This is a genomic window from Methylobacterium sp. Leaf85, assembly GCF_001422125.1.
GTDB lineage: Bacteria > Pseudomonadota > Alphaproteobacteria > Rhizobiales > Beijerinckiaceae > Methylobacterium > Methylobacterium bullatum.
Window position 1 is genome coordinate 1 of sequence record NZ_LMME01000008.1, and the last position, 22,484, is coordinate 22,484.

Genomic DNA, 22,484 nt, shown 5'->3' on the forward strand with positions numbered 1-22,484 from the left:
AACTTCTTCTGGATGTCGGGGACGAAGAACGTCCAGCCGTATTGCAGGTTGGCGATCATCACCATGCAGATCACGCCGATCACCAGCTGACCCCAGCGCCCGAAGGGCGGTGCGGACGCCGTGCCCAGGGTCGGTTGGGCGGTCCCGCCCGAACGTGGGGTGGCGGCGCGAACGGTCATGACCGTCTTCCTCGGTGTCTCGTCTGTTGTTTGCGGAGTTCTAGCCGGGAATATTTTGAATTCAAGAAACTTTGCTGGCAATGGCGCCGCAAGCCGAAACAAAAAATTTGGATCACGCGTATAAAAAATTCAAACTCTTGCTGCCGAGGCCTTTAACTTCACACCAGTGCTGCGATGCGGAGTTCCTCACCCGGATCGGTCGGGAATCGTACAATTCCACGGCCTCGGATCGGAACATTTCAGCAATTGTTATCGTTCGGCTTTCGACTTCGCGGTGCCCGGCGCATGCCGTGTCCCGGCCTCCCACGCGATCATGAGGATCATTTCGATGAGCAGCACCACCGACAAGATCAAGGGTCTCGCCAACGAAGCCGTCGGCAACATCAAGCAGGGCGTCGGCTCGGTCACGGGCAACGAGAAACTGCAGGCCGAAGGCAAGGCGCAGGAGCTCAAGGGCGAGGCCCAGAAGACCGTGGGTGATGCCAAGGACGGGATCAAGGGCGCGGCTCAGAGCGCAGCCGACGCCGTCAAGAAGATCTGACGATCCGGCCCGAAGGCCAGTCCGGAGAGGGGAGTATCTGTCCACTCACCGTTGGACCGACGTCCAGGCGACGTCCGGCCGAGACAAGATCGAAGACCGAACAACGATTCCGGGGCCTAGACCATGGTTCAGGGCCGAGACCCGGATCGGTGCGACGGCAGGATGGATCGGGCTCACGCCCGTCCATCGGATCGCGAAAGGAGATGTGTCCATGAACAGAGATCATTTCGACGGTAGCGTCCGCAACCTTCAGGGTCGCGGCAAGACGGCTCTCGGCGCGGTGACCGGCCGCGCGCGTCAGCAGGTCGAAGGCGCGTACGATCAGGCCGCCGGCGCGGCCCAATACGCGTATGGCGAAGCGCGCGACACGGTGAACGACCTGCGTCGCGATGGCGAGCGCTTCATCGACGAGACGAGCGCGCGTGCCCATGCCCTGGCCGACGAAGCAGAGCAGCGTCGCCAAGCGATCGCCGACCGTGGGTATGCGCTCGCTGACGAAGCTCAGCGCCGCGGCCGTCATTACCGGGGTGAAGCCGTGCGGCACGGCCGGGCCGTGGCGGCTCGGGCGGACGAGAACAAGGCCGTCACGCTCGCCCTCGTGGCGGCGGCGGCCTTCGGGCTGGGATGGCTGCTGCGCCCCTCGCGCTGAGTTCCGAGATCCGGACACCCTTCTTGTAGAGCCCCATTCGGCCTAGAAGACCACCCTGGCGGCGCGGGGCCGCGAGGGACACGACGACCATGGCGGTGCGGAACTGGTTCGATCTCACGACCGGCGAGATCGCGTCCGCCATGGACCGCTCGATCGCGGTTCTCCCCGTGGCAGCGGTGGAGCAGCATGGACCGCACCTGCCGCTGTCCACCGACGTCACCATCGCTGAGGGCTATCTCGCCCGGCTGGCCGAACTCGATGCGGGCGACCTCGACATCCTGGTCCTGCCGGTCCAGAGCATCGGCAAATCGGACGAGCACGATGCGTTTCCCGGCACGCTGACCCTCACGGCCGAGACGGCCCTGCGGGCGTGGGGCGAGATCGGCCACAGCCTCCATCGCGCCGGATGCGGCAAGCTCGTCATCGTCACCTCCCATGGTGGCAATAGCGGGCTCATCGATCTCGTGGCGAGCGACCTGCGCAGTCTCGGCATGCTCGCCGTCACCACGGCCTGGAGCCGGTTCGGCTACCCGCCGGGCCTCTTTCCCGACGACGAAATCAGACATGGCATCCATGCCGGCGCCGTCGAGACGGCGCTGATGCTGGCGCTGAAGCCCGATGCGGTGCGCCGTCCGGCCATCGCCGATTTCGAGCCCCGCACGGTGGCGATAGAGCGAGACTTCACCCATCTGCGCGCCGGCCGCCCGGCGGCCTTCGCCTGGAAGTCGCAGGACCTTCACCCTTCGGGCGCCATCGGCAACGCGACGCTCGGCACGCGCGAGGCCGGCCTCGCGGCCCTCGACCACGGTGCGAGAGCCTTCCTCGAACTTCTGCGCGACGTGGACCGCTTCCGCCTCGATCCGTGAGGCGCCTTCGCGGCGCCTAATCCTCGTCCTCGGTCTCCGGGGTGCGGCCGGGCCAGGTGACGATCTGGTCGAGGAGTTCGTCGGTGGTGAACTCCTCTTCGTTGCCCGAGATCCGGCCGCGCACCGAGATGCCGGCTTCGTGGACGCTGGCCTGGCGGCCTGAGACGAGGGGATGCCACGGATAGAGATCCTGCCCGTCGCGCACGAGGCGATAGGCGCAGGTCGGCGGCAGCCAGGGGATGGTGCGGACCGCCTCCGGCGTCAGGCGGACGCAATCGGGCACCCGTCTCTGGCGGTTGACGTAATCGCGGCAGTTGCAGGCGAGCCCGTCGAGGAGGGTGCAGCCGACATCGGTGTGGTAGACCTCGCCGGTATCGTCATCCTCGAGCTTGAGCAGGCAGCACCGGCCGCAGCCGTCGCACAGGCTCTCCCACTCGGACGACGACATCTCGTCGAGGGTCTTCTCCCGCCAGAACGGCTTCGATGGCTCGGGCGCCACCGCGTCCGGGGCAAGGAGGGGGGATGTGCGGTCCCTCATCGGGAGCACCTTCGGGGTTCGGAACGGGAGGGCGGAGCGCGCAGGCTCCTTGACGCATGTGGGCGTGATCGGCAAGCCGCGCCACCTCCGTGCCCCATTCCCGGATCAAGGTTGACGAAGGGTTATTCTCGCCGACGTCGCGACGTTTTCGCTTTCCGACGCATTATGATGGGAAGCCGGCCGTGCCGCCCCCGCGGAAGGGCGGACGATGTGCTTTGCCGGGCCTCGCGAAGACGCGCGGAGCTTGGTAGTGCTTGACCTGCGGCATCGGTGAGCGGTGCCGGCCGTGCGTTGAGGGACAGAGATCACGTCGTGCGCCTGCCCAAAGCCACCTCGCTCCTGACGCGCCTGAAACGCGCCGCCCTCGGCTTCGACGCCTGGGTGAATGCGAGCCTGTACGACAGCGGCCGCTCCACTGCCGAGATCTACGAGCGTTTCCAGCAGCGTATGCAGGTCTTCTCGGTGCGCGGCTGGAAGCGCGTCGCCCTCGACCTCACCAGCGAGGGGGTGACGCTCGGCACCGGCGGCGCCGTGCTGATGCTGGCCCTCGCGCAGCCCGCCTTCAACCTCACCAGCGAGAATTGGCTGAAGCAGCAGGATCTCGCCGTCACCTTCCTCGACCGCTACGGCGTCGAGGTGGGGCGGCGCGGGATCAAGCACGACGACTCGCTGAAACTCGACGACTTTCCCGACAGCATGATCAAGGCGCTGGTCTCCACCGAGGACCGGCGCTTCTACGAGCATTGGGGCATCGACCCGATCGGCACGGCGCGCGCACTCGTGTCGAACTCGCGCGGCGGCGGCAACACGCAGGGCGGCTCCTCCATCACCCAGCAGCTCGCCAAGAACCTGTTCCTCACCAACGAACGCTCCCTGGAGCGCAAGATCAACGAGGCGTTCCTGGCGCTGTGGCTCGAGAGCCATCTCAGCAAGAACGAGATTCTCAAGCTCTATCTCGACCGTGCCTATATGGGCGGCGGCACCTTCGGTGCGGTCGCGGCGGCCGATTACTATTTCGGCAAGCCGCTGAAGGACGTGAGCCTCGCCGAAGCCGCGATGCTGGCCGGCCTGTTCAAGGCACCGACGAAATACGCGCCGCATGTGAACCTGCCGGCGGCCCGCGCCCGCGCCGTGGACGTGCTGCACAACATGGTGGAAGCCGGCTTCGTCACCGAAGGCCAGATCCAGACGGCATTGCGCAACCCGGCGACGCCGGTGACCCGCACCCGCGACATCACCGCCGATTACTACCTCGACTGGGCCTTCGGCGAGATCAAGGGCATGGCGGATGCCGGCAAACTGCGCGGCGACCGCGTGCTGATCGTGAAGACCCCCCTCGATATCGGTATCCAGAAACGTGCCGACCAGGCGGTGGAGAACATCCTGCGCCAGTACGGCGACCAGTACGACGTGGACGAGGCCGCCATGGTCATCCTCGATCCGGACGGGGCGCTGCGCGCCATGGTCGGCGGGGCCGATTACGGCGAGAGCCAGTTCAACCGGGCCACCGATTCCCTGCGCCAGCCGGGCTCCTCGTTCAAACCCTACGTCTATGCGGCGGGCCTCGCCGCCGGCCTCTACCGGCCCGACACCCGGGTGGTGGACCGGCCGATCTGCCTCGGGAACTGGTGCCCGCAGAATTACGGCCGCTCGTTCTCCGGCGCCACCAACCTCACCGTGGCGGTGGCGAAATCCATCAATACGATCCCGATCCAGATCTCGGTCGCGTTGGGCAAGGCCATCGGCATCAAGGGCGACTTCCCCGCCGCCAAGGCCGGGCGCGCCAAGATCATCGACATGGCCCATCGCATGGGCATCACCACCCCGCTCACCGATTCCGTTTCGCTTCCCATAGGCTCGGCGGAGGTGAACGTCATCGATCAGGCGGCAGCCTATGCGGTGTTCGCCAATGGCGGCCGCAAAGCCAAGCCCTATGCGGCCATGGAGGTGAAGAACTCCTCGGGCGAAGTGATCTACCGCCATGCCGACGAGAAGCCCGAGCAGATCCTCTCGCCCCAGGTTGTGGCCGACATGAACTTCATGTTGAACAAGGTGGTGGAGGAGGGGACCGGCCGTCGCGCGCAGCTCGACGGCATCAAGGTCGCGGGTAAATCCGGGACGACCAACGCCTACAAGGACGCCTGGTTCGTGGCCTATACCGGCAATTACGTGGGCGCCGTCTGGTTCGGAAACGACGATTCCACCTCCACCAACAAGATGACCGGCGGTTCGCTTCCCGCCATGGCCTGGCACGACGTGATGGAGACGGCCCACCAGGGCATCGAGTTGAAGGCGATGCCGGGCCTCAAGGAGAACACCCGTCCGATGGCGCAGGCGGGGTCGTCCTCGCCGCCCAACGCGGCCGCCAGCGCGGCCGGCAAGCTCTCGCGGCGCTCGTTCGAGGTCATCGGCAGCATGAACGGCCTGTTCCGCACCGTGGAGGCGGGGACGCCCGCCGGCGCCCGCGCCGCCGCTGGGGAGACCACGGGCGCCGTCGTCGATGGCGCCCGCCCGGTCGGCCGCATCGGCATTCCGTAGCGACGGTGTCCACACGGCCCCAGGATGTCAGCCGCCGCATGAGCACCACAGATCACCCTGCCCGGTCCGGCGCGATGCCCGGCATCGCGGGCGTCGCCGGCCGGGGAAGCCGGGTCTTTCGCGCCGTCCTGAGTCGGACCTCGCGCGTCGGGCTCGTCTTCTACACCCTCGCCCTCGGCGCGGGCTTGGGGTTGGCGACGGCGGATTACGCCACGCGGGGCGGCTATCCGTTCGGTGGCGTTTCGGTGGGGAGCTGGATCGCGTGGCCGCGCACGGGCTCCCTCGGCGCCGACCCCTATGCCCGCGCGGTGAATGCCCGGCGCGGTGAGATTCCCCTGGCGGTGGGAGAGGGGCTGCTTCTCACCGCCTCCCAGGACGACGAGGGCCGCGCCCTCAATGCCGCCTGCACCTACCGGATCGCCGGCGCGACGCCTCCCGCCAGGGCCTGGACCATCACCGTCGCCGGGCGCGGCAAGCGTGACTCCGAACGGCCTGTGCTGCGCGAGGGCTTCACCTCCACGGAGGTTCTGCGCGACGTCGACGGGCGCTTCTCCATCGTGCTCGCTTCGGACGTCCAGCCCGGCAACTGGCTGCCCATGCCGCGCGCCGCCGGGCCGGTGCGGCTCGCGCTCCGTCTCTACGACACGCCGGTGGCGGCCAGCGCCGGCACGGTGGAGCGGTCTGCGGTTCCCACGATCTCCCGCACGGAATGCGCGGAATGAACCCGACCGGCCGTTTCCTTCTCGCGACCCTCGCCGGCCTCGTCCTGGCGGGGCTGGTCCATATCGCCGTGGTGCTCGCGATCCCGAGCCTGTCGGAATCCGACGCCCTGACGAAGGCGCGCACCAGCGAGGCCCTGGACCACGCGATGCCGGTCTATACGCTCTCCACCGGCATCAACCCGGCCCCCACCGAGGCGTGGCTGCCGATCCCCGATCCCTCGGTCGCGGTGGGTATCTGCGCCTACAACCTCGCCGATGGCCCGATGCGGGTCTCCGCCCGGACCGGCGCGCTGATGCTGTCCCTGGCCGTCCATGGGCGGCGGGGAGCCTTCTACGCCGTCACCGACCAGGCGGCGGTTCGCGGCGCCCTGGACCTCGTGATCCTCACCCGCGCCCAATACGACGAGGCCCTGGCCAACGAGGACGAGAACGACGTGAGCCGCGACGTGCGCATCGTCGCCACAGAACGGGAGGGTTTCGTGGTGGTGCGCGTGGTCGCGGCCCTTCCGAGCCAGCGGCAGGCGGCGAACGAGGCGGTCCAGGCCGTCTCCTGCACCATCGACAGTCCCACCGAGGACGCCGCGAAATCCGGCGGCTGACGGCCGACCGACGCCCTGTCCGGGCGGGCGGCCCGTCTCAGTATTTCGCGACGATGGGTCGGGCGGCCTGGGGGGCGGGTGCCTCCACCAATCCGCACCGCGCTTCGGCCGCCGCCGGGAGCAGCGGGTCGAGTATCACCCGGCGCCCGTCGAGACCGGCGAGACTGCGCTCGACCGATACGGCCTCGACCGAGGGGACCTCCACGAGGAGATGCTGCAGGGCGTAGCGGTAACGCTCCGCGCGAACCCCCGTCTCCAGCCGGACCCAGGCCACGAGGCAGCGGTTCTCGGCCACCCGCATGGCGGCCTGCCGGATGCTCTCGTCGTCGAGGCTCTTCACGAAGGGCAGGCTGCGCAGGCGCAGGGTATCGGCATTCGCCACCCGCGCCGCCGTGGCCACGAAGAGCGGGATCAGGCGCGCATCCGCCGTGATGTCGTCCGCCAGTCGGCGATAGCGCGAGACGGGCGAGCGAAAGGGTTCCGCGACCAGGGCGGCATGATAGCTGGTGACGTCGTCCTCGCGCCAGCTCGGCGGCAGCACGCGGGTGCGGGTGAGGTTGGCCAGGGCGTCGGTGAAGGTCTCGCTCTCGGCCGCCGGCATCAGGAAGCGCCAGGCCCGGTCGCGCAGGGTGCGCTCGTCGTCGGTGAGGGAAAAATCCGAGGCCGGCTCGTTGCGGTATTGCGCGGCCAAGGTGCCGGTGGTCGCCACGAGGCTGTTCCAGGCGCTCGGGGCCGGGCGGCCGAAATCGCCTTTCTGGGCGCAGCCGCCCATCAGCAGCATCGCGGCAGCGGATGCGGTCTTGATCAAGCGCCCGGTGGGGGGGACGGGGTGGGACGCCGGCATCGCACTTCCTCGGGTTGACGGTGCCTGCTCGGGCCTCACGGTGACCGGAGGCGTGGGGTGTCAGGAGTGCCGGCGCTGCCGGGGAGCGGATATCGCCGGTTCGGGCATGCGCTCGTAGCGGACGCCGGTGAAAAGCAGGATCTCGCCGCGCGTGGCTCTGTCGTTCTCGTGGTCCCGGCGGAACCGGCGGCCGGAGCCCTGGCGGAACGCCACGACGCTGGCCGTCGGCAGCGGTAGCGAACGGTCTCCCAGACCGACCGATGGCTCACCGGGGTGTGTTTTGGCACTCTGGGACTTGCGGTCAGGCGTCATCGCTGGCGATCCCATCGATCCTCGATACGCACCACCCGAACCCGTCGGAAACGTCCCCTCGAACTCTCCCGGGGCGGATCCCGTCGAATTCTCAATCGATCGTGATGCAGAGCGGAGAGCATCACGAGGTGGTTAATGAAAAGTTTCCGCTCTCCATCGAATCGCGGGAGAGCGCCAGGCGGCGGCGGCAGGGACCGAACCTCCGTGGCAATATCGCCGCAGCCGCGACGACTGTCGGAACTGAAGCCGCGGAATCTGCTCTGGCTTGCAACTTGCTTTGAATTTTACTGCCCATGGCGGGCGTTTCCTCCCTTGCACTCGGCCCCGCTCCGAAATGAGCGGGGCCTTTTTGTCGAGGGATCTCGAAAAACTGTGACCGGGGCGCCACGCCCATGGTTCCGCTCATATCCAGCCGGAACCGGGACGGTGTCCCGCGCGCTTGCTAAGCCATGGCTGCGCCCGATATGCCGCCACACTCAGATCCGAGCGAAGGACAACGCAGAATGCGCGTGGCGACCACACGATCCTCCAGCCCCTCGAAGGGCCGGTCCCTGGCCCTGAAGGCTGCACCCTTCGCCCTTCTGCTTCTGGCCGCCGGCCCGGCCCAGGCCCAGCGCGAAGACCAGGGCCTGCAACTCGGCTGCGCCAACGATTATTTCCGCCTCTGTGCCGGCGTCGATCCCAACAGCAACGAGGCCGAAAAGTGCATGGAGCGCAACCGTCCCCGCCTGTCGGCCGAATGCCGCAACGCCATCGGCGATTACGACCGTCGCAGCGGTGGCAAGTCCCGGTAAGGGTCAGGCCCGGTCTCCGACATCTCCCGGCAAGAAGCCTGTCGACGGAAGCCAGGCCATCGAATAGGCCTGCGACTCCGGTGGAAGACCGGGGGGCGGCTCCCCCGACCTTCGACCATGCTCGATCGTGAATGAGGCTCGTGCGCCATGGCCCTGACCGTCGCGGTTCAGATGGACCCGATCCAGGCGATCAGGATCGCCGGTGACACCACCTTCGCTCTGCTCTTGGAAGCGCAGGCGCGGGGACACGATCTCCTGTTCTATACGCCGGACCGGCTCTCCATGCAGGGTCAGGTGGTGACGGCGCGGGTCGAGCCCCTCCGGGTCCAGGACGTGGAGGGCGCCCACGCGACCCTCGGGGCCATGCAGCGTGTCGATCTCGCCGATGTGGATGTGGTCCTGATGCGCCAGGACCCGCCCTTTGATATGGCCTACATCACCGCGACCCACATGCTGGAGCGGATCCATCCTCGGACCCTGGTGGTGAACAACCCGGCCGAGGTGCGCAATGCGCCCGAGAAGCTGTTCGTCCTCGATTTCCCGCAGCTGATGCCGCCGACCCTGATCACCCGCGACAAGGCGGAGATCGAGGCGTTCCGCGCCGAGCACGGCGCCATCGTCATGAAGCCCCTGCACGGGCATGGCGGCGCGGCGGTGTTCCGGGTGTTGCCGGAGGACGCCAATTTCGGTTCGATGTTCGACCTGTTCTCGGTGACGTTCCGCGAGCCCTGGGTAGTTCAGCGCTTCCTGCCGAAGATCACCGAGGGCGACAAGCGCATCATCTTGGTGGACGGTGAGCCTCTGGGCGCCATCAACCGTGTCCCGGCGCTCAACGACATCCGCTCCAACATGGTGCGCGGCGGGGCGGCCGCCGCCTCCGATTTCACCGAGCGCGAGCGGGACATCTGCGCCACGATCGGGCCGGAGCTTCGCCGGCGCGGCCTCATCCTCGTCGGTATCGACGTGATCGACGGCAACCTCACCGAGATCAACGTCACCTCTCCCACGGGTATCCGCGCGATCAAGCGGCTCGGTGGACCGGATCTCGCGGTCTCGGTCTGGGATGCGATCGAAGGGCGGCTCTCCGCCTCGGTTTGACGGGATTAAGCCGCCTTTAAGCGCGGCAGCCTAACGCTCGGGGCCGGTTTCAAACCCTCCGGCCCGGTCGATGCACCCCATCACGCAAAGCCATTCTTCCGGCTGGTTCTCCGGAACCTGCCGGTGAGTGGTCGCGCCCTGCCCATACGGCTCGCCCGGATGTTCCTGGTCGGCGGCATCGCGACCCTGCTCTATGCCTGCCTGAGCCTAGTGGGGACGACGGTGGTCGGGCTTCCGCTTCCCCTGGCCTCGCCCCTTTCCTACGCCCTCGCCTCGCTCTGGTCCTATGCCGGTCATCGCTGGCTGACCTTCGGCGACAGACGGCCGGCGCCTCGCGCGGCGTTGCGGTTTTCCCTTCTGACGATGGCCGGCTACGGCGCGGCCGCAGCGATCCCCGCCATCGTCGGCGGGATCTTCGAGGGGCCTTCCTGGCTCTCGATCCTCGCCGTCTGCACCGGGATTCCCGCTGGGAATTACGTGATCCTGAGCCGGCACATCTTTTCCGAGATGCCACAGGATCCTCGACAGCCGGTAGGGCATACGGGATGAGATCCGATCCGGCCTCCATCCCGGTCTCGAGGCAGTCCCCCGGCGGGGCGTCGCGACCGTTCGTGCCGGGGGCGTGGGGAGCCTCGTCGATCCTCGTGTTCCTGGTCGTGGTCCTCACGCTGTCCATCCGCGCCGGTCAGTTGCTCAACGATCCCGACAGCCAGTGGCACATGGCCATCGGCCGCTGGATCGTCGCACATCGCACCGTGCCCTGGACGGACCTGTTCTCCCACACCTTTGCCGGATCGCCCTGGATCGCAAAGGAATGGGCCTCGCAGGTGCTGTTTTATGGGGCCTATGCGGTCGCCGGCTGGTGGGGCGTCTGCATGCTCACCATCCTGGTCGTTGCCGGCTCGCTGGCCGGCCTGCACCTGTGGCTGCAATGCCGTGTTTCCGCCACCGCGGCGCTGTTGGCGATCACGGCCGTGTTCGTGGTCCTCGCGCCGCACCTGCTCGCACGCCCGCACATCCTCACGGTGCCGGTCCTCCTCGTCTGGATGACGGGCCTCGTGGCGGCACTGGAGCGGGGGAGGGCGCCGTCGTTCTGGCTCATCCCGGTGATGGTGGCCTGGGCCAATCTACACGGAAGCTACCCGATCGGCCTCGTCATCGCCGGTATCCTCGCAGGCGAGGGCGTGCTCTCCGGCTCCCGCTCCGAATGGATCGGCAGGGCTTTGCGATGGGCACGCTTCCTCGCCCTCGCCACGGTCGCATCCTGCCTGACGCCCTATGGCTACGTGCCGTTTCTCGTGAATCTCGGCCTGTTCAACAGTGGCGAATCCCTGCCCTTCATCGACGAATGGCAACCCCTCGGACTGAACGGCGCGGGCGTCGTTGCCGTTGCGATGTTCATCGGCAGTATCGTGGTGCTGCTGACAGCCCCCCGAAAAACCCTGTTCCGGCTCGGCGTGGTCACGCTCCTCGGGGTGATGATGATCCGCCACGCGCGCTTCGCGGATCTGTTCGTCCTGGCAGCGCCGATCCTCGTGGCGGGGCCTGCCATGGCGCGATTCCCTGCCCTGCGTGGCGCTCCGACCATCGCCGCCTCACGGGGGCTCGGCCTCATTATCCTGGCCTGTACCGTCGCGGCGATCACGATGGCGGCCCTGGTCTCGCCGCGCCCCAGCGAAGCGATGACGCCACAGGCCGCACTCGACGCGGCGCGCGCACTGCGCCTCACCGGCCCGGTCTACAACGACTACGATTTCGGCGGTTTCCTGATCCGCTCCGGCGTGCCGACCTTCATCGACGGGCGCAGCGATCAGCTCTTCCTCGGCGGCTTCATGAACGGCCTCGACCGGGCGCTCGCCGCATCGGAGCCCGACCGCTTCGCCGCCCTGCTGGCGCGTTACCGCGTCACCTGGGCGCTCGTGCGGCGGGAGGGGCGAAGCGCCGATCAGCTGCGCCGCCTGGAGGGCTGGCGCCTCCTCCATGAGGACGAGACCGCTGCGGTGTATCATCAGGCCGGCGACGCGCCCGCCGCGCGGTAACAGCCCGTATGTCCCCGGCCGAAGCGAATGCCGGCCGGGATCCGCTTCGGACGGAGCGGCCTCGTCGCTTCAGCCCTTCGAGGCGCGGACCGCCAGTTCCGGCTTGTGGTTCAGGGTCTGGAACACGACGCAATAGCGCTCGGTCAGCTTCAAGAGCTGGTCGAGCTTCTCCTGCGGCGCATCGGTGTCGAGGGCGAAGTTCAGGCGAATCGCGCGAAAGCCCACCGGGGCTTCCTTGTCGACGCCCAGCGTGCCGCGGAAGTCGAGGTCGCCCTCGGCGCTGACAGTTCCGGCGCGCAGCTCGATCTCGAGGGCGGTCGCCACCGCTTTGATCGTGACCCCGGCGCAGGCGACCAGCGCCTCGAGCAGCATGTCGCCCGAGCAGAGTTCGAGCCCCGACCCGCCGGTGGCCGGGTGAAGTCCGGCGACGGCGAGCGCCCGGCCGGTCTCGACCTTACAGGCGATGGAGCTGTCGTCCAGCGTGCCCTTGGCTTTCAGCGTGATGACGGCGGATTCCGGCGCGCTGCGGTACTGGTCTTTCAGCGGGGCCTGGAGCGAGCGCAGGGTGGTGGCGTCCATCGGGTGTGTCCTCGATCGTCTTGGTGCGATTGTGATCTTTTTGTTTGCTTGGGCATCTAACCTGGGATGGAGGCAGACGCCAGAGAAGCCCTCACCACCATTGCGCCGCCTCGGTGGGCGCCGCCGCCTGGGCCGGCTTCAGCGAGCGGTCCAGGGCGGCGAGGATGCGCCGGGTGGCGGCCTCGCTATGCGGCGAGGCCGGATCGCGCGGGCGGGCCAGCGCCAGGGGGATGGCATCGTCCAGGCGGCCGGGCTTGGGGCGCATCACCACCGCCCGGTCGGCCAGCGCCACCGCCTCTCCCACATCGTGGGTGACGATGAGGATCGTCGGCTTCGTCTCCTGCCAGAGGGCGAGGAGATGGCCGTGCAGGTCCTTTCGGGTGAAGGCGTCCAGCGCCGAGAACGGCTCGTCGAGGAGGAGCACGCGCGGGTTCGCCACGAAGGCACGGGCGATGGACACGCGCTGCTGCTGCCCGCCCGAGAGTTCCCTCGGCCAGCGGCGGGCATGTTCGCCGAGCCCGACCATCTCCAGGGCATGGGCGACGCGAGCCCTGCGCTCGGCCTTGGGGAGATGGCTCAGTCCGAAGCCCACATTTTCGGCGACATCGAGCCAGGGCAGCAGGCGGGGCTCCTGGAAGACGAGGCCGACTCCTGGATGCGGCGCTGCGATCGTCTCCCCGTCGAGGGCGATGCTGCCCTCGCTCGCCCGGTCGAGCCCGGCGACGAGCCGTAGCAAGGTGGTCTTGCCACAGCCCGATCCGCCGATGAGCGCCACGATCTCGCCCTGCGGCACGGCGAGGTCGATGCGCTCCAGCGCCCGCGTGCCGTCGGAATAGGTCTTGGACAGGCTATCGAGGGTGAGCATCGCGGGGCGCCAGCCTTCTTCGAACCGGTGAGGGGACCTACAACGTCTCCCGCGCCGTGTCCTGCCAGCGCGTGAGAGGCCGGGTCACGGCGACGAGAACGGTATCGGCGAGCTTGCCGAGGATGGCGAAGGCGATGATCGCGGCAAGGATCTGGTCGGCCTTACTGAATTGCTGCCCGTCGATGAGGAGGTAGCCGAGCCCTTCGGAGGCTCCCATCAGCTCGGCGGCGACCACGAACAGGAAGCCGAGGCCGAGGCCTGTGCGGAGCGCAGTGAGGGTCGCCGGAAGCACGGCGGGGAGCAGGATGCGCCGTGCGAGCTGCAGGGTCGAGAGCCGGAAGATGCGGCCCACCTCGATCAGCTTGCGGTCGACGGAGGCGATGGCCCCCGCTACCCCGATATAGACCGGGAAGAACACCCCTACCGCGATCAGCGCCACCTTCGGCGTCTCGAGGATGCCGAGCCAGAGGATGAACAGCGGAACCCAGGCCAGGGACGGCACGGCGCGCAACGCCTGGAGCGTCGGATCGAGGATATGGCGGGCGGTGGGAAGCGCCCCGGTGAGGGCGCCCGCCGCGATGCCGGCCACCGCGCCGAAGGCGAAGCCGAGGGCGACGCGCACCAGCGTCGCCTGAACGTGCATCCAGAGGTCGCCGGATGCGGCGAGATCGTAGAGGGTCACCGCGATCCGGCTCGGCGGGGGCATCAGCCGCCCCTGGGCGAGGCCGGTATGGACGGCGGATTCCCAGCCGATCACCAGGGCGAGGGGCAGGATTAGGCCGAGGGCGACGCGGCCGCCCTGGTCCCATACCGTCTCTCGCCGAGGCTTCGGTGCCGCCTTCGTGTCGTCCGCTTCGGGTCCGGCCACGGATCAGCGGGCGGCAGGCGCGAATTGCGGATCGATCAGCCCGTCCACCGCCGCCTTCACGTCGGTACCGGCGGGGATCACCCCCGCCTGCTGCAGGGCGATGCCGGCGGCGGCGATCGATTCGGCCTGAGCCTTGCCGATGGCGGGCTGGGTCAGGTCGGTGCGCTCGATCTGCCGGGCGATCACCGGTTCGGGCAGCTTCGTCACCGCCACGAGCGCGCTCTTCAGGGCGTCGGGATTCTTGATCGCATAGGTCCGGGCGGTCTCGTAGGCGGCGATCACGGTGCGGACGAGGTCCGGGTTGGCCTTGGCGAAATCCTCGCGCACGTCGAGGACGCCCCAGGTGTTGGCGGCGGCGTCCCGGTAGAACAGCACGTCGTCGCTCTCGATCTCGGAGGCCGCCATCATCGGGTCGAGGCCGGCCCAGGCATCGACATCGCCCCGGTCGAGGGCGGTACGCCCGTCGGCATGCTGGAGCAGGACGAGCTTGGCGTCTTTTTCGGTCAGGCCGGCGCCCTGGAGCGCACGGATGAGGAAGATGTGCGGGTCGGTGCCGCGGGTCACCGCGATGCGCTTGCCCTTGAGATCGGCGGGCTTGGTGATGCCGCTGTCCTTGCGGGTGACCAGCGCCGTCCATTCCGGTCGCGAGAAGACGTAGACCGCCTTGATCGGGTTGCCGTTGATCCGGGCGAGCAGGGCCGCGGCCCCGGCCGAGGACCCGAAATCGATGGCGCCGCCATTGAGGAATTCCAGCGCCTTGTTGGAGCCGAGGGACTGGGTCCAGCGGACCGTGATGCCCTTTTCCTTCAGGGCCTCTTCTAGGAAGCCCTTCTCCTTCAGGATCAGGCTCACCGGGTTGTAGGTCGCCCAATCGAGGCGGATCTCCTTGACCTCCGCCGCCTCACCGGGGCGCGGCATCAGCAGAAGCGACGCGGCGCCGCAGATGACACTCAGGATGGCGCGACGGGACAGAGTCATCGGTCAATCGTCTCCATGGTCCCGGCAGTGACGCGGGGCATCCGAGGTAGCCAGGACCGTTCGTTTCGTCAAACGAATTTTCCGGCAGAGAGAACGATATCCTACGGATTGCCTATCACATCTACGCAGCTGCCTAGCGTTGTCTCTGGTGTCCCTCCGGGAACATGATAACGGGTTTGCGCATGTTCGACGCCGCCGACGCCCTCAAGACGGTCCTCACCACTCTCGACCGCGACGTGCGCGAGGCGACGCAGCTGCGCGCGCTTCTCGTTCCGGAGCTTCGGCGCATCATCGAGCTCGGCCATGCCGATGCCGAAGCCCGGTTGATGGAGGAGCGCGACGGCACCGCCTGCGCCCAGCGGATCAGCAACCTCACCGATGCGGTGATCCGCACGATCCACGATGCGGTGGTGTGGCGGCTCTACCCCAACGACAATCCCTCCACCGGCGAACAGCTCGCCGTGGTGGCCACCGGCGGCTACGGTCGCGGGACGATGGCGCCGGGGTCGGACATCGATCTCCTGTTCCTGCTGCCTTACAAGCAGACCGCCTGGTCCGAGAGCGTCGTCGAGGCGATGCTCTACGTGCTGTGGGACCTCAAGCTGAAGGTCGGCCATGCCACGCGCTCGGTGGAGGAGTGCCTGCGCGAGGGGCGGGCCGACATGACGATCCGCACCTCGCTCCTCGAGGCGCGCTACCTCTTCGGCGCGAGGGCGCTGTACGAGGAGCTGGTGACCCGGTTTGACACCGAGCTCGTCATGTGGACGGCGCCGGAATTCGTCGAGGCCAAGCTGCGCGAGCGTGACACCCGCGTCACGAAGGCGGGCGCCTCGCGCTACCTCGTCGAGCCCAACGTCAAGGACGGGAAGGGCGGCCTGCGCGACCTCAACACCCTGTTCTGGATCGCGAAATATACCTACCGCGTCCGCGACCAGAGCGAACTCGTCCCCGCCGGCCTGTTCACGCCGGAGGAGTACCGGGTGTTCGAGCGCTGCGAGGAGCTGCTCTGGCGCGTCCGCTGCCACATGCATTTCGTCACCGGCCGGTCCGAGGAGCGCCTGTCCTTCGGCCTGCAGCCGAGGATCGCCGAGCGCTTCGGCTACGAGCCGCGCGGCGGCCTGTCGGGCGTCGAGCGCTTCATGAAGGCGTATTTCCTGATCGCCAAGGAAGTGGGCGATCTCACCGCCATCGTCTGCGCCGCCCTCGAGGCCCGCCACGCCAAGCGCACCCCGGTCCTCGACCGCTGGATCGGCCGCTTCCGCGATCGCTTCCGCGCCACCGCCATCGAGGCGGAGGATTTCATCGACGATCACGGCCGGATCAACCTGCGCACGGCGGATGCCTTCTCGCGGGATCCCGTGAACCTGATCCGCCTGTTCTGGCTCGCCGACCGCCACAACCTGCCGATCCATCCGGATGCGACGCGGGCCGCCACCCGTTCGCTCCGGCTCATCGGGCATTCCCTGCGCTCGGACAAGGAAGCCAATGGGCTCTTCCTCGACGTGCTGACGTCGAAGAACTCACCGGAGACGATCCTGCGGCTGATGAACGAGGTCGGCGTGCTCGGCCGGTTCATCCCCGATTTCGGCCGTATCGTCGCGCTGATGCAGTTCAACATGTACCACCATTATACGGTGGACGAGCATCTGCTGCGGTCCGTCGGCGTCCTGGCGGCCATCGATTCCGGCACGGTCTCCGAGGACCACCCCATCGCCACGCGGCTCATCGACACGATCAGCCACCGGCGCGCCCTCTACGTCGCGGTGCTCCTGCACGACATCGCCAAGGGGCGCCCGGAAGACCATTCCATCGCCGGCGCGGCCATCGCCGAGAAGATCGGCCCGCGCTTCGGCCTCACCCAGACCGAGACCGAGATCGTGGCCTGGCTGGTGGAGCACCACCTGCTGATGTCGATGACGGCCCAGAGCCGCGATCTCTCCGACCCCAAGACGATCCAGAAATTCGCCTCCGTGGTGCAGACCATGGAGCGGCTGAAGCTCCTGATGATCCTCACCGTCGCGGACATCAAGGCGGTGGGACCGGGCGTGTGGACCGCCTGGAAGGGGACGCTGCTGCGGACCCTCTACGACGAGACCGAGGTGCTCCTGTCGGGCGGTCATTCCGAGATCGCCCGGACCGATCGGGTCCGCCTCATCCAGATGGGACTGCGCGAGCAGCTGGCGGATTGGGATCCGGCCTTCTTCGACGCCTATTCCGCCCGGCACAACCAGGCTTACTGGCTGAAGGTCGACGCCGTCCGCCAGTTCAAGAATGCGGGGTTCGTGCGCGGTGTCATGGAAGACGGGCGCACCGTCGCCACCGTCTACGAGACCGATCCGACCCGGGGCGTGACAGAGATCACGATCTACTCGCCCGATCACCCGCGCCTTCTCGCCATCGTCACCGGGGCCTGCGCGGCGCTCGGCGGCAACATCGTCGACGCACAGATCTTCACCACCACCGACGGCTTCGCCCTCGACTCGATCTTCATCTCCCGCGCCTTCGAGCGGGACGACGACGAACTGCGCCGCGCCAAGCGCATCACCACGGCGATCGAGCGGGCGCTGAGGGGCGAGATCCGCATCGCCGATCTCGTGGCGGACCGGCACCCGCCGAGCAACCGCTCCAACACCTTCCTGATCCCTCCGGACATGGCGATCGACAACGCCCTGTCGAGCCGGGAGACCGTGGTGGAGATCACCGGCCTCGACCGGCCGGGCCTGCTCTACGAGCTGACCACCGCCCTCGGACGCCTGAGCCTCAACATCACGTCGGCCCATGTGGCGACCTTCGGCGAGCGGGCGGTGGACGTCTTCTACGTCACCGACCTCACCGGGACCCGCGTCACCCAGCCCGACCGGCAGGCCGCGATCCGCAACGCGGTGATGGAGATCTTCGCCAGCGACGTTGCCGCTTTGAGGGCGGAGGGGCTGGAAGCACTGGTGGAGTCCCCGCCTCCGCGGGAAGCCTGAGCCCCCTGCAGACCTGAATCTCGCGGGGGGCTGAGGCGGAGAAGAGGGGCGGGACGGCGCTCGGCTTGATTTCATCCCGCGCGCGTCTGATATCAGCTGCGATCCCGGAGCATGGTGCCGAACCCCGTCGAGCGGGTTCTCGGCGCCGTGGCCCGGCCCCATTCCGATCGACCGCGTGCCGACGGTCTCCGGCGACAGAGACCGGCGACTGGCGCGGGGCGAGCAACCTTGCGATCGACGAAGAGCGATGATGGCGAACGACATGGAGCATGACGGGCAGCGCGCCGAGACGGCGCCGGAGACCGACGTGAAGCCCGAGGCGCGCGCGGAGGACAACGCCGTCGCCTTGGCGAGCCTGATCACCGAGCGCGACGAGCTGAAGGATCGCGTCCTGCGCACCTTGGCCGAAATGGAGAACCTGCGCCGGCGCACCGAGCGCGAGGTCGCCGATGCGCGGACCTATGCGGTCACGAATTTCGCGCGCGACATGCTGAACGCGGCCGACAACATCCGTCGTGCGCTGGAGAGCGTGCCGGCGGAGGCCGCCTCCACCGCCGAGGGTCCGCTCAAGGCGCTGATCGACGGGATCGAGCTCACCGAGCGCGATCTCGCCAAGACCCTGGAGCGGCACGGGGTGAAACTCATCGAGCCTCAGGGCCAGCGCTTCGATCCCAACCGGCATCAGGCGATGTTCGAAGTCCCCAATGCCGAGGTCCCGAACGGCACGGTGGTGCAGGTGATGCAGTCCGGCTACGTCATCGGCGACCGGGTCCTGCGCCCGGCCCTCGTGGGTGTCGCCAAGGGCGGACCCAAGGCGGCGGCCAATCCTGCGGATGCCGCCTGAGGCATCCGCCCGAACGAATGGCCTCGTCCCGGTTGATGAATCCGCGACGAGGCGACGAGGCCGTTACTTCACCTCGACGCTGTCGATGACCTCCCGGAACTTCGACAGCATGGCACTGCGCTGGTCGGCCCTCACCACGCCGAGCGCGCGGAGGTAGCCGTCCGGCGCGAAGCGGATTGTCTGGGACACCACCACCGGCGTGTTCGAAGGGCCGTCGACCGCGCGGGCGACGATCTCGTGCCAGTCGACGCCGTTCTGGCGGTAGGTCTGCGAGCGCTCGACCGCGAAATCCTTCATCGTCTGGTTCGAATAGAGCGCGGCGCGGGCGAAGGCATCGCGCTGTTCCGGCTGCGGCGGCTGCTGGACGGCCTGGGCCAGGACCAGGATGGGCTGTTCGAGATTCAGCATCTGGTCCTTCGGGCCTTGCGTCATCAGGACCGAATTACCCGCGAGCACCCGGACGGGCCGGAACCCGGCCGACTCGCGAATGCGGAACGGCAGGGCCGCGACCTGCTCGTCGAGGGTGAGTTCCGGCCGGATCTTCACGCTGGTCAGCATGTTCCGCATGGTTTCCGGCGTCTCGGCATCCGGCACGGTCTGGGCGATGATGATGCCCGTGACCGTGGTGTCGCCGACGAGCAGGAGCCATTTCTTGATGGCCGGGGTGGCCGCGCCCTCCGGAGCCGGCTGCTCTCCCGTGAAGAGTACCGCGTCCACGTCGCCCGCGACCTTGATGGCCTCGCGCGTCGCGACGACGAACCCCTGCGTGCGCAGGTTCTCGTCGGTGAAGCTCTTCTCCAGGTCGACGAAGGCCGTCGACGGCAGTTCGACGATGGAGAGCGTCGCGCCGCCTTCCAGCCGCTCGAATCCCGAGAACCGCTTGGACAGCGCCATGTCCGAGGCCGGCGTGAAGCCGAAGCGCGAACTCGGCGGGAAGATCGCATCGGCGGCCCAGGCCACGGAGATGGCGCCCGACGAGAGCCCGGCGATCAGGGCCAGTGCCACGACCGGACGGACGAGATTACGCAGACGCATCGGATCCATTCTCCGCGACGGAGCCGCCTCTCGCGGCTCCGGGCCATGTGTTCGAATGCGAGACGTCTCCGTTCAAGGCGAAGGGCTCGCGCGGCCTCCGTGAGGAAGGCTCGCCGACGATGGGTCGGCCCACGCCTTCCCGCTGTCAAGCGTTGCGGTCGCCCCGCGACCGGGCCGTGGCTCCACGCCGCTGGCCCCGCGTCTCCCGGATGAGGGAGGGAGGGCACAGAGGCGTTCCGGATGTCCGTTCCCGAACTACGCACCGATGCCCGGCGCGGCCTTCGCCGCACTTTGCATTCAGGCGTCGTGGTCGATGTCCCTCTCGAGCACGGCCTTGCTCTCCACCGTGGTGTCGGATTTGAGCTGGTAGACGAGCGGGATGCCGGTGGCGATCTCGAGGCTGGCGATGGTCTTCGTGGTCATGCCGTCGAGCACCATCACGAGCGCGCGCAGCGAATTGCCGTGGGCGGCCACCAGGACGCGCTCGCCGGCCATCACGCGCGGCAGGATGGTCTGGATGTAATAGGGCAGCACGCGCGCCGCGGTGTCTTTCAGGCTTTCCCCGCCGGGGGGCGGAATGTCGTAGGACCGGCGCCACTGGTGGACCTGGGCGTCGCCCCAGCGCTCACGGGCATCGTCCTTGTTGAGGCCCGACAGGTCGCCGTAATCGCGCTCGTTGAGCGCCTCGGACCGGACCGTCTCGATGCCGCCCTGGCCCATCTCCTCCAGAATCAGCGCGCAGGTATGCTGCGCCCGCTGCAGGTTGGAGGTGAAGGCGACATCGAACGCATAGCCCTGCTGCTTCAGCCAGCGGCCGGCGGTCCTGGCCTCGGTGATGCCGAGCTCGGTGAGTTGCGGATCGCGCCAGCCGGTGAAAAGCTTCTTGAGGTTCCATTCGCTCTGGCCGTGGCGAGCGAGGACGAGCAGGCGCTCCATCGGACGTCCATCCTATTTCTCGGTGAATGGTGCGACGCAACAGAATCTGCGCCTGCGGGGCTGGTGTACCGGCCGACCTGAACAGTCAATGACCGGGCGCTCGTATCAGAGCCCGAGGACGTCGGCCATGCCATAGAGGCCCGGAGGTTTGTCATGGGCCCACAACGCCGCCCGCACGGCGCCACGGGCGAAGATCGCGCGATCCTCGGCATGGTGGCTGATGGTGATGCGCTCGCCGGGGCCGGCGAAGGTCACGCTGTGGTCGCCCACCACCGTGCCGCCGCGCAGGGTGGCAAAGCCGATATCGCCGGGACGCCGCGCGCCTGTATGGCCGTCACGGGTGGAGACGCGGGTCTCGGCGAGGCTGACGCCGCGCCCCTCCGCGGCCGCCTCCCCGAGGAGGAGCGCCGTGCCGGAGGGCGCGTCCACCTTCATGCGGTGATGCATCTCGACGATTTCGATGTCGAAATCCTCGCCCAAAGCCGCGGCGACCTTGCGGACTAGCCCGGCGAGCAGGTTCACGCCCAGCGACATGTTGCCCGAACGCACGATGCGGGCATGGTGCGCCGCCGCAATGAGCTTGGCGATGTCCGCGTCGGCGAGGCCGGTGGTGCCGACGACGTGGACGATGCGGGCCTGGGCGGCGAGTTCGGCAAAGAACGTCGTGGCCGCCGGCGTGGTGAAGTCGAGGACGCCGTCGGTGGCGGCAAAGACCGTGAGCGGATCGTCGGAGACGGCGACGCCGAGGGGCGGCAGGCCGGCCAGCGCCCCCGCATCCTGGCCGAGGGCCGGCGAACCTTCGCGCGCGATGACGCCGCTCAGGGTGCATCCCTCGGCTTCCGCCACCGCCCGGATCAGCATCCGCCCCATGCGCCCCCCGGCGCCGACCACTGCGAGCCGCATCCTGTCGCCCTTCCTCGAAACGTCGCGCCTGCGGTACAGCCTCGGCCGGCCTATGCCAAGGCGAGGGGGATGAGGGGTGAAAGCTCAGTGTCTCGTGGCGAGGATCGGTCCGAGCACGTCGCCGACGCCGTTCACGGTGATCTGAGTTCCGATGCACAGCAGCAGGAAGGCGAAGAGCCGGCCGAGGACCCGCGCTCCCACCGGACCGATGGCCGTCACCACCCTGTCGGCCGACCCGTAGGTGAATCTCACCAGGATCGCGAGGGCGAGGGCCGCCAGCGACATGCCGAGATAGAAGCCGATGCGGTCGGGGCCGGGAGCGGGCCGGTTCGACCCCAGGGCGATCGCTACCGCGATGGTGCCGGGGCCGGTGGTGAAGGGCAGGGTCAGGGGGAAGAACGCCACGTCGGCGACGCTGTCGGTGGTGTCATGGGTCGCCTCGGCATGTTTCCGGGCCTCGCGGACCTCGGGTGCGCTGAGCAGCGTCCAGGCGGAGGCCGCGACCACGAGGCCGCCGGCGATCCGCAGCGCACCCAGGGACACCCCGAAGAAGTTCAGGATCGGCGCCCCCGCCCATAGTGCAGCTAGCATGATCAAGGCGGAGTAGAAGCCGATGCGCTTGGCGATCTCCACCCGCTCCTGATGCGAGTTCTGGGCGGTGATCTGTGAGAAGATCAGCGCCGAGCCCACCGGGTTGACGATCGAGAACAGGCTGGAGAAGGCGAAGACGAAGCTGTGGAGCGCCGCCTCCGGGTCGATGAGGCTGAACATGGAAGCGAATGCCT

23 protein-coding genes and 1 pseudogene are annotated in these 22,484 nt (G+C 68.1%); 12 read left to right on the forward strand and 12 right to left on the reverse strand.

What is annotated here, in order from left to right; all coding sequences use genetic code 11:
- Positions 1-179: pseudogene (locus tag ASF08_RS25695) on the reverse strand (oxalate/formate MFS antiporter); the annotation flags it as partial.
- 328 nt (positions 180-507) lie between these two features.
- Between ASF08_RS25695 and ASF08_RS07105 the strand changes: the two are divergent.
- The 3 genes from ASF08_RS07105 (at position 508) to ASF08_RS07115 (ending at position 2,235) form a co-directional block, all read left to right on the forward strand.
- Positions 508-720, forward strand: a complete 213-nt coding sequence (locus tag ASF08_RS07105; RefSeq protein WP_018045822.1) for a CsbD family protein — start codon at positions 508-510, stop codon at positions 718-720.
- Between the two features lie 211 nt (positions 721-931).
- Positions 932-1,369: a CsbD family protein gene (locus tag ASF08_RS07110; protein WP_056143114.1), complete on the forward strand. Its 438-nt coding sequence runs from the start codon at positions 932-934 to the stop codon at positions 1,367-1,369.
- 89 nt (positions 1,370-1,458) lie between these two features.
- Positions 1,459-2,235, forward strand: coding sequence for a creatininase family protein (locus ASF08_RS07115; RefSeq protein ID WP_056143117.1), 777 nt, complete (start codon positions 1,459-1,461; stop codon positions 2,233-2,235).
- Between the two features lie 16 nt (positions 2,236-2,251).
- Here the strand turns inward: ASF08_RS07115 and ASF08_RS07120 are convergent, their stop codons facing one another.
- Complete coding sequence (locus ASF08_RS07120; protein ID WP_056143119.1) at positions 2,252-2,773, reverse strand: YcgN family cysteine cluster protein; 522 nt, start codon at positions 2,771-2,773, stop codon at positions 2,252-2,254.
- Positions 2,774-3,085: 312 nt separating this feature from the next.
- On the opposite strand from ASF08_RS07120, the gene ASF08_RS07125 reads away from it, so the two are divergent.
- From ASF08_RS07125 to ASF08_RS07135, 3 genes are all read left to right on the forward strand, one after another.
- Entirely contained in the window at positions 3,086-5,311 is a 2,226-nt protein-coding gene (locus tag ASF08_RS07125; RefSeq protein ID WP_056143122.1) for a transglycosylase domain-containing protein, read from the forward strand.
- Positions 5,312-5,385: 74 nt separating this feature from the next.
- Positions 5,386-6,033 carry a DUF1214 domain-containing protein gene (locus tag ASF08_RS07130; protein WP_156629499.1) on the forward strand — a complete coding sequence of 216 codons (648 nt, stop codon included), beginning with the start codon at positions 5,386-5,388 and terminating at the stop codon, positions 6,031-6,033.
- Positions 6,030-6,632, forward strand: coding sequence for a DUF1254 domain-containing protein (locus tag ASF08_RS07135; RefSeq protein WP_026176270.1), 603 nt, complete (start codon positions 6,030-6,032; stop codon positions 6,630-6,632). Before ASF08_RS07130 ends, ASF08_RS07135 begins: the two co-directional genes overlap by 4 nt.
- A 37-nt stretch (positions 6,633-6,669) precedes the next feature.
- On the opposite strand, the gene ASF08_RS07140 is transcribed toward ASF08_RS07135, so the two are convergent.
- Together ASF08_RS07140 and ASF08_RS07145 are read right to left on the reverse strand one after the other, a co-directional pair.
- On the reverse strand, positions 6,670-7,476 hold the full coding sequence (locus tag ASF08_RS07140) for a hypothetical protein (protein ID WP_443136805.1): 807 nt from the start codon (positions 7,474-7,476) through the stop codon (positions 6,670-6,672).
- Positions 7,477-7,536: 60 nt separating this feature from the next.
- The gene (locus tag ASF08_RS07145) at positions 7,537-7,788 is read right to left on the reverse strand and encodes a hypothetical protein (RefSeq protein ID WP_056143127.1); all 252 of its coding nucleotides are present in this window, start codon (positions 7,786-7,788) and stop codon (positions 7,537-7,539) included.
- Positions 7,789-8,291: 503 nt separating this feature from the next.
- Between ASF08_RS07145 and ASF08_RS07150 the strand changes: the two genes are divergently transcribed.
- The 4 genes from ASF08_RS07150 (at position 8,292) to ASF08_RS07165 (ending at position 11,719) form a co-directional block, all read left to right on the forward strand.
- Entirely contained in the window at positions 8,292-8,582 is a 291-nt protein-coding gene (locus ASF08_RS07150) for a hypothetical protein (RefSeq protein WP_018045813.1), read from the forward strand.
- 147 nt (positions 8,583-8,729) lie between these two features.
- A complete protein-coding gene (gshB, locus tag ASF08_RS07155) occupies positions 8,730-9,680 on the forward strand; it encodes a glutathione synthase (RefSeq protein ID WP_056143130.1) in 951 nt (316 codons plus the stop codon).
- Positions 9,681-9,803: 123 nt separating this feature from the next.
- Positions 9,804-10,229, forward strand: coding sequence for a GtrA family protein (locus ASF08_RS07160; protein WP_244474475.1), 426 nt, complete (start codon positions 9,804-9,806; stop codon positions 10,227-10,229).
- Positions 10,226-11,719, forward strand: coding sequence for a hypothetical protein (locus tag ASF08_RS07165; protein WP_056143136.1), 1,494 nt, complete (start codon positions 10,226-10,228; stop codon positions 11,717-11,719). The genes ASF08_RS07160 and ASF08_RS07165 overlap by 4 nt, the downstream gene beginning before the upstream one ends.
- Before the next feature lie 69 nt (positions 11,720-11,788).
- Here ASF08_RS07165 and ASF08_RS07170 read toward each other — a convergent pair whose 3' ends face one another.
- The 4 genes from ASF08_RS07170 to ASF08_RS07185 all read right to left on the reverse strand — a co-directional run bounded on the left by ASF08_RS07170 (position 11,789) and on the right by ASF08_RS07185 (position 15,009).
- Positions 11,789-12,298 carry an OsmC family protein gene (locus tag ASF08_RS07170; protein ID WP_056143139.1) on the reverse strand — a complete coding sequence of 170 codons (510 nt, stop codon included), beginning with the start codon at positions 12,296-12,298 and terminating at the stop codon, positions 11,789-11,791.
- A 91-nt stretch (positions 12,299-12,389) separates the two neighbouring features.
- Positions 12,390-13,163, reverse strand: coding sequence for an ABC transporter ATP-binding protein (locus tag ASF08_RS07175; RefSeq protein WP_056143142.1), 774 nt, complete (start codon positions 13,161-13,163; stop codon positions 12,390-12,392).
- A 37-nt stretch (positions 13,164-13,200) separates the two neighbouring features.
- Complete coding sequence (locus tag ASF08_RS07180; protein WP_056143146.1) at positions 13,201-14,031, reverse strand: ABC transporter permease; 831 nt, start codon at positions 14,029-14,031, stop codon at positions 13,201-13,203.
- Between the two features lie 3 nt (positions 14,032-14,034).
- Positions 14,035-15,009, reverse strand: coding sequence for an aliphatic sulfonate ABC transporter substrate-binding protein (locus tag ASF08_RS07185; protein ID WP_147832616.1), 975 nt, complete (start codon positions 15,007-15,009; stop codon positions 14,035-14,037).
- 182 nt (positions 15,010-15,191) lie between these two features.
- Between ASF08_RS07185 and ASF08_RS07190 the strand changes: the two genes are divergently transcribed.
- Positions 15,192-17,981 carry a [protein-PII] uridylyltransferase gene (locus tag ASF08_RS07190; protein ID WP_056143149.1) on the forward strand — a complete coding sequence of 930 codons (2,790 nt, stop codon included), beginning with the start codon at positions 15,192-15,194 and terminating at the stop codon, positions 17,979-17,981.
- Positions 17,982-18,228: 247 nt separating this feature from the next.
- A complete protein-coding gene (grpE, locus tag ASF08_RS07195) occupies positions 18,229-18,825 on the forward strand; it encodes a nucleotide exchange factor GrpE (RefSeq protein ID WP_056143153.1) in 597 nt (198 codons plus the stop codon).
- A gap of 63 nt (positions 18,826-18,888) precedes the next feature.
- On the opposite strand, the gene ASF08_RS07200 is transcribed toward grpE, so the two are convergent.
- The 4 genes from ASF08_RS07200 to ASF08_RS07215 form a co-directional block, all read right to left on the reverse strand.
- Entirely contained in the window at positions 18,889-19,860 is a 972-nt protein-coding gene (locus ASF08_RS07200) for a hypothetical protein (protein WP_056143341.1), read from the reverse strand.
- Between the two features lie 297 nt (positions 19,861-20,157).
- Complete coding sequence (locus ASF08_RS07205; protein ID WP_056143159.1) at positions 20,158-20,796, reverse strand: 2,3-bisphosphoglycerate-dependent phosphoglycerate mutase; 639 nt, start codon at positions 20,794-20,796, stop codon at positions 20,158-20,160.
- Positions 20,797-20,901: 105 nt separating this feature from the next.
- On the reverse strand, positions 20,902-21,699 hold the full coding sequence (dapB, locus tag ASF08_RS07210; RefSeq protein WP_056143162.1) for a 4-hydroxy-tetrahydrodipicolinate reductase: 798 nt from the start codon (positions 21,697-21,699) through the stop codon (positions 20,902-20,904).
- A gap of 84 nt (positions 21,700-21,783) precedes the next feature.
- The gene (locus ASF08_RS07215; protein ID WP_056143344.1) at positions 21,784-22,470 is read right to left on the reverse strand and encodes a MarC family protein; all 687 of its coding nucleotides are present in this window, start codon (positions 22,468-22,470) and stop codon (positions 21,784-21,786) included.
- Between the last annotated feature and the right edge of the window lie 14 nt (positions 22,471-22,484).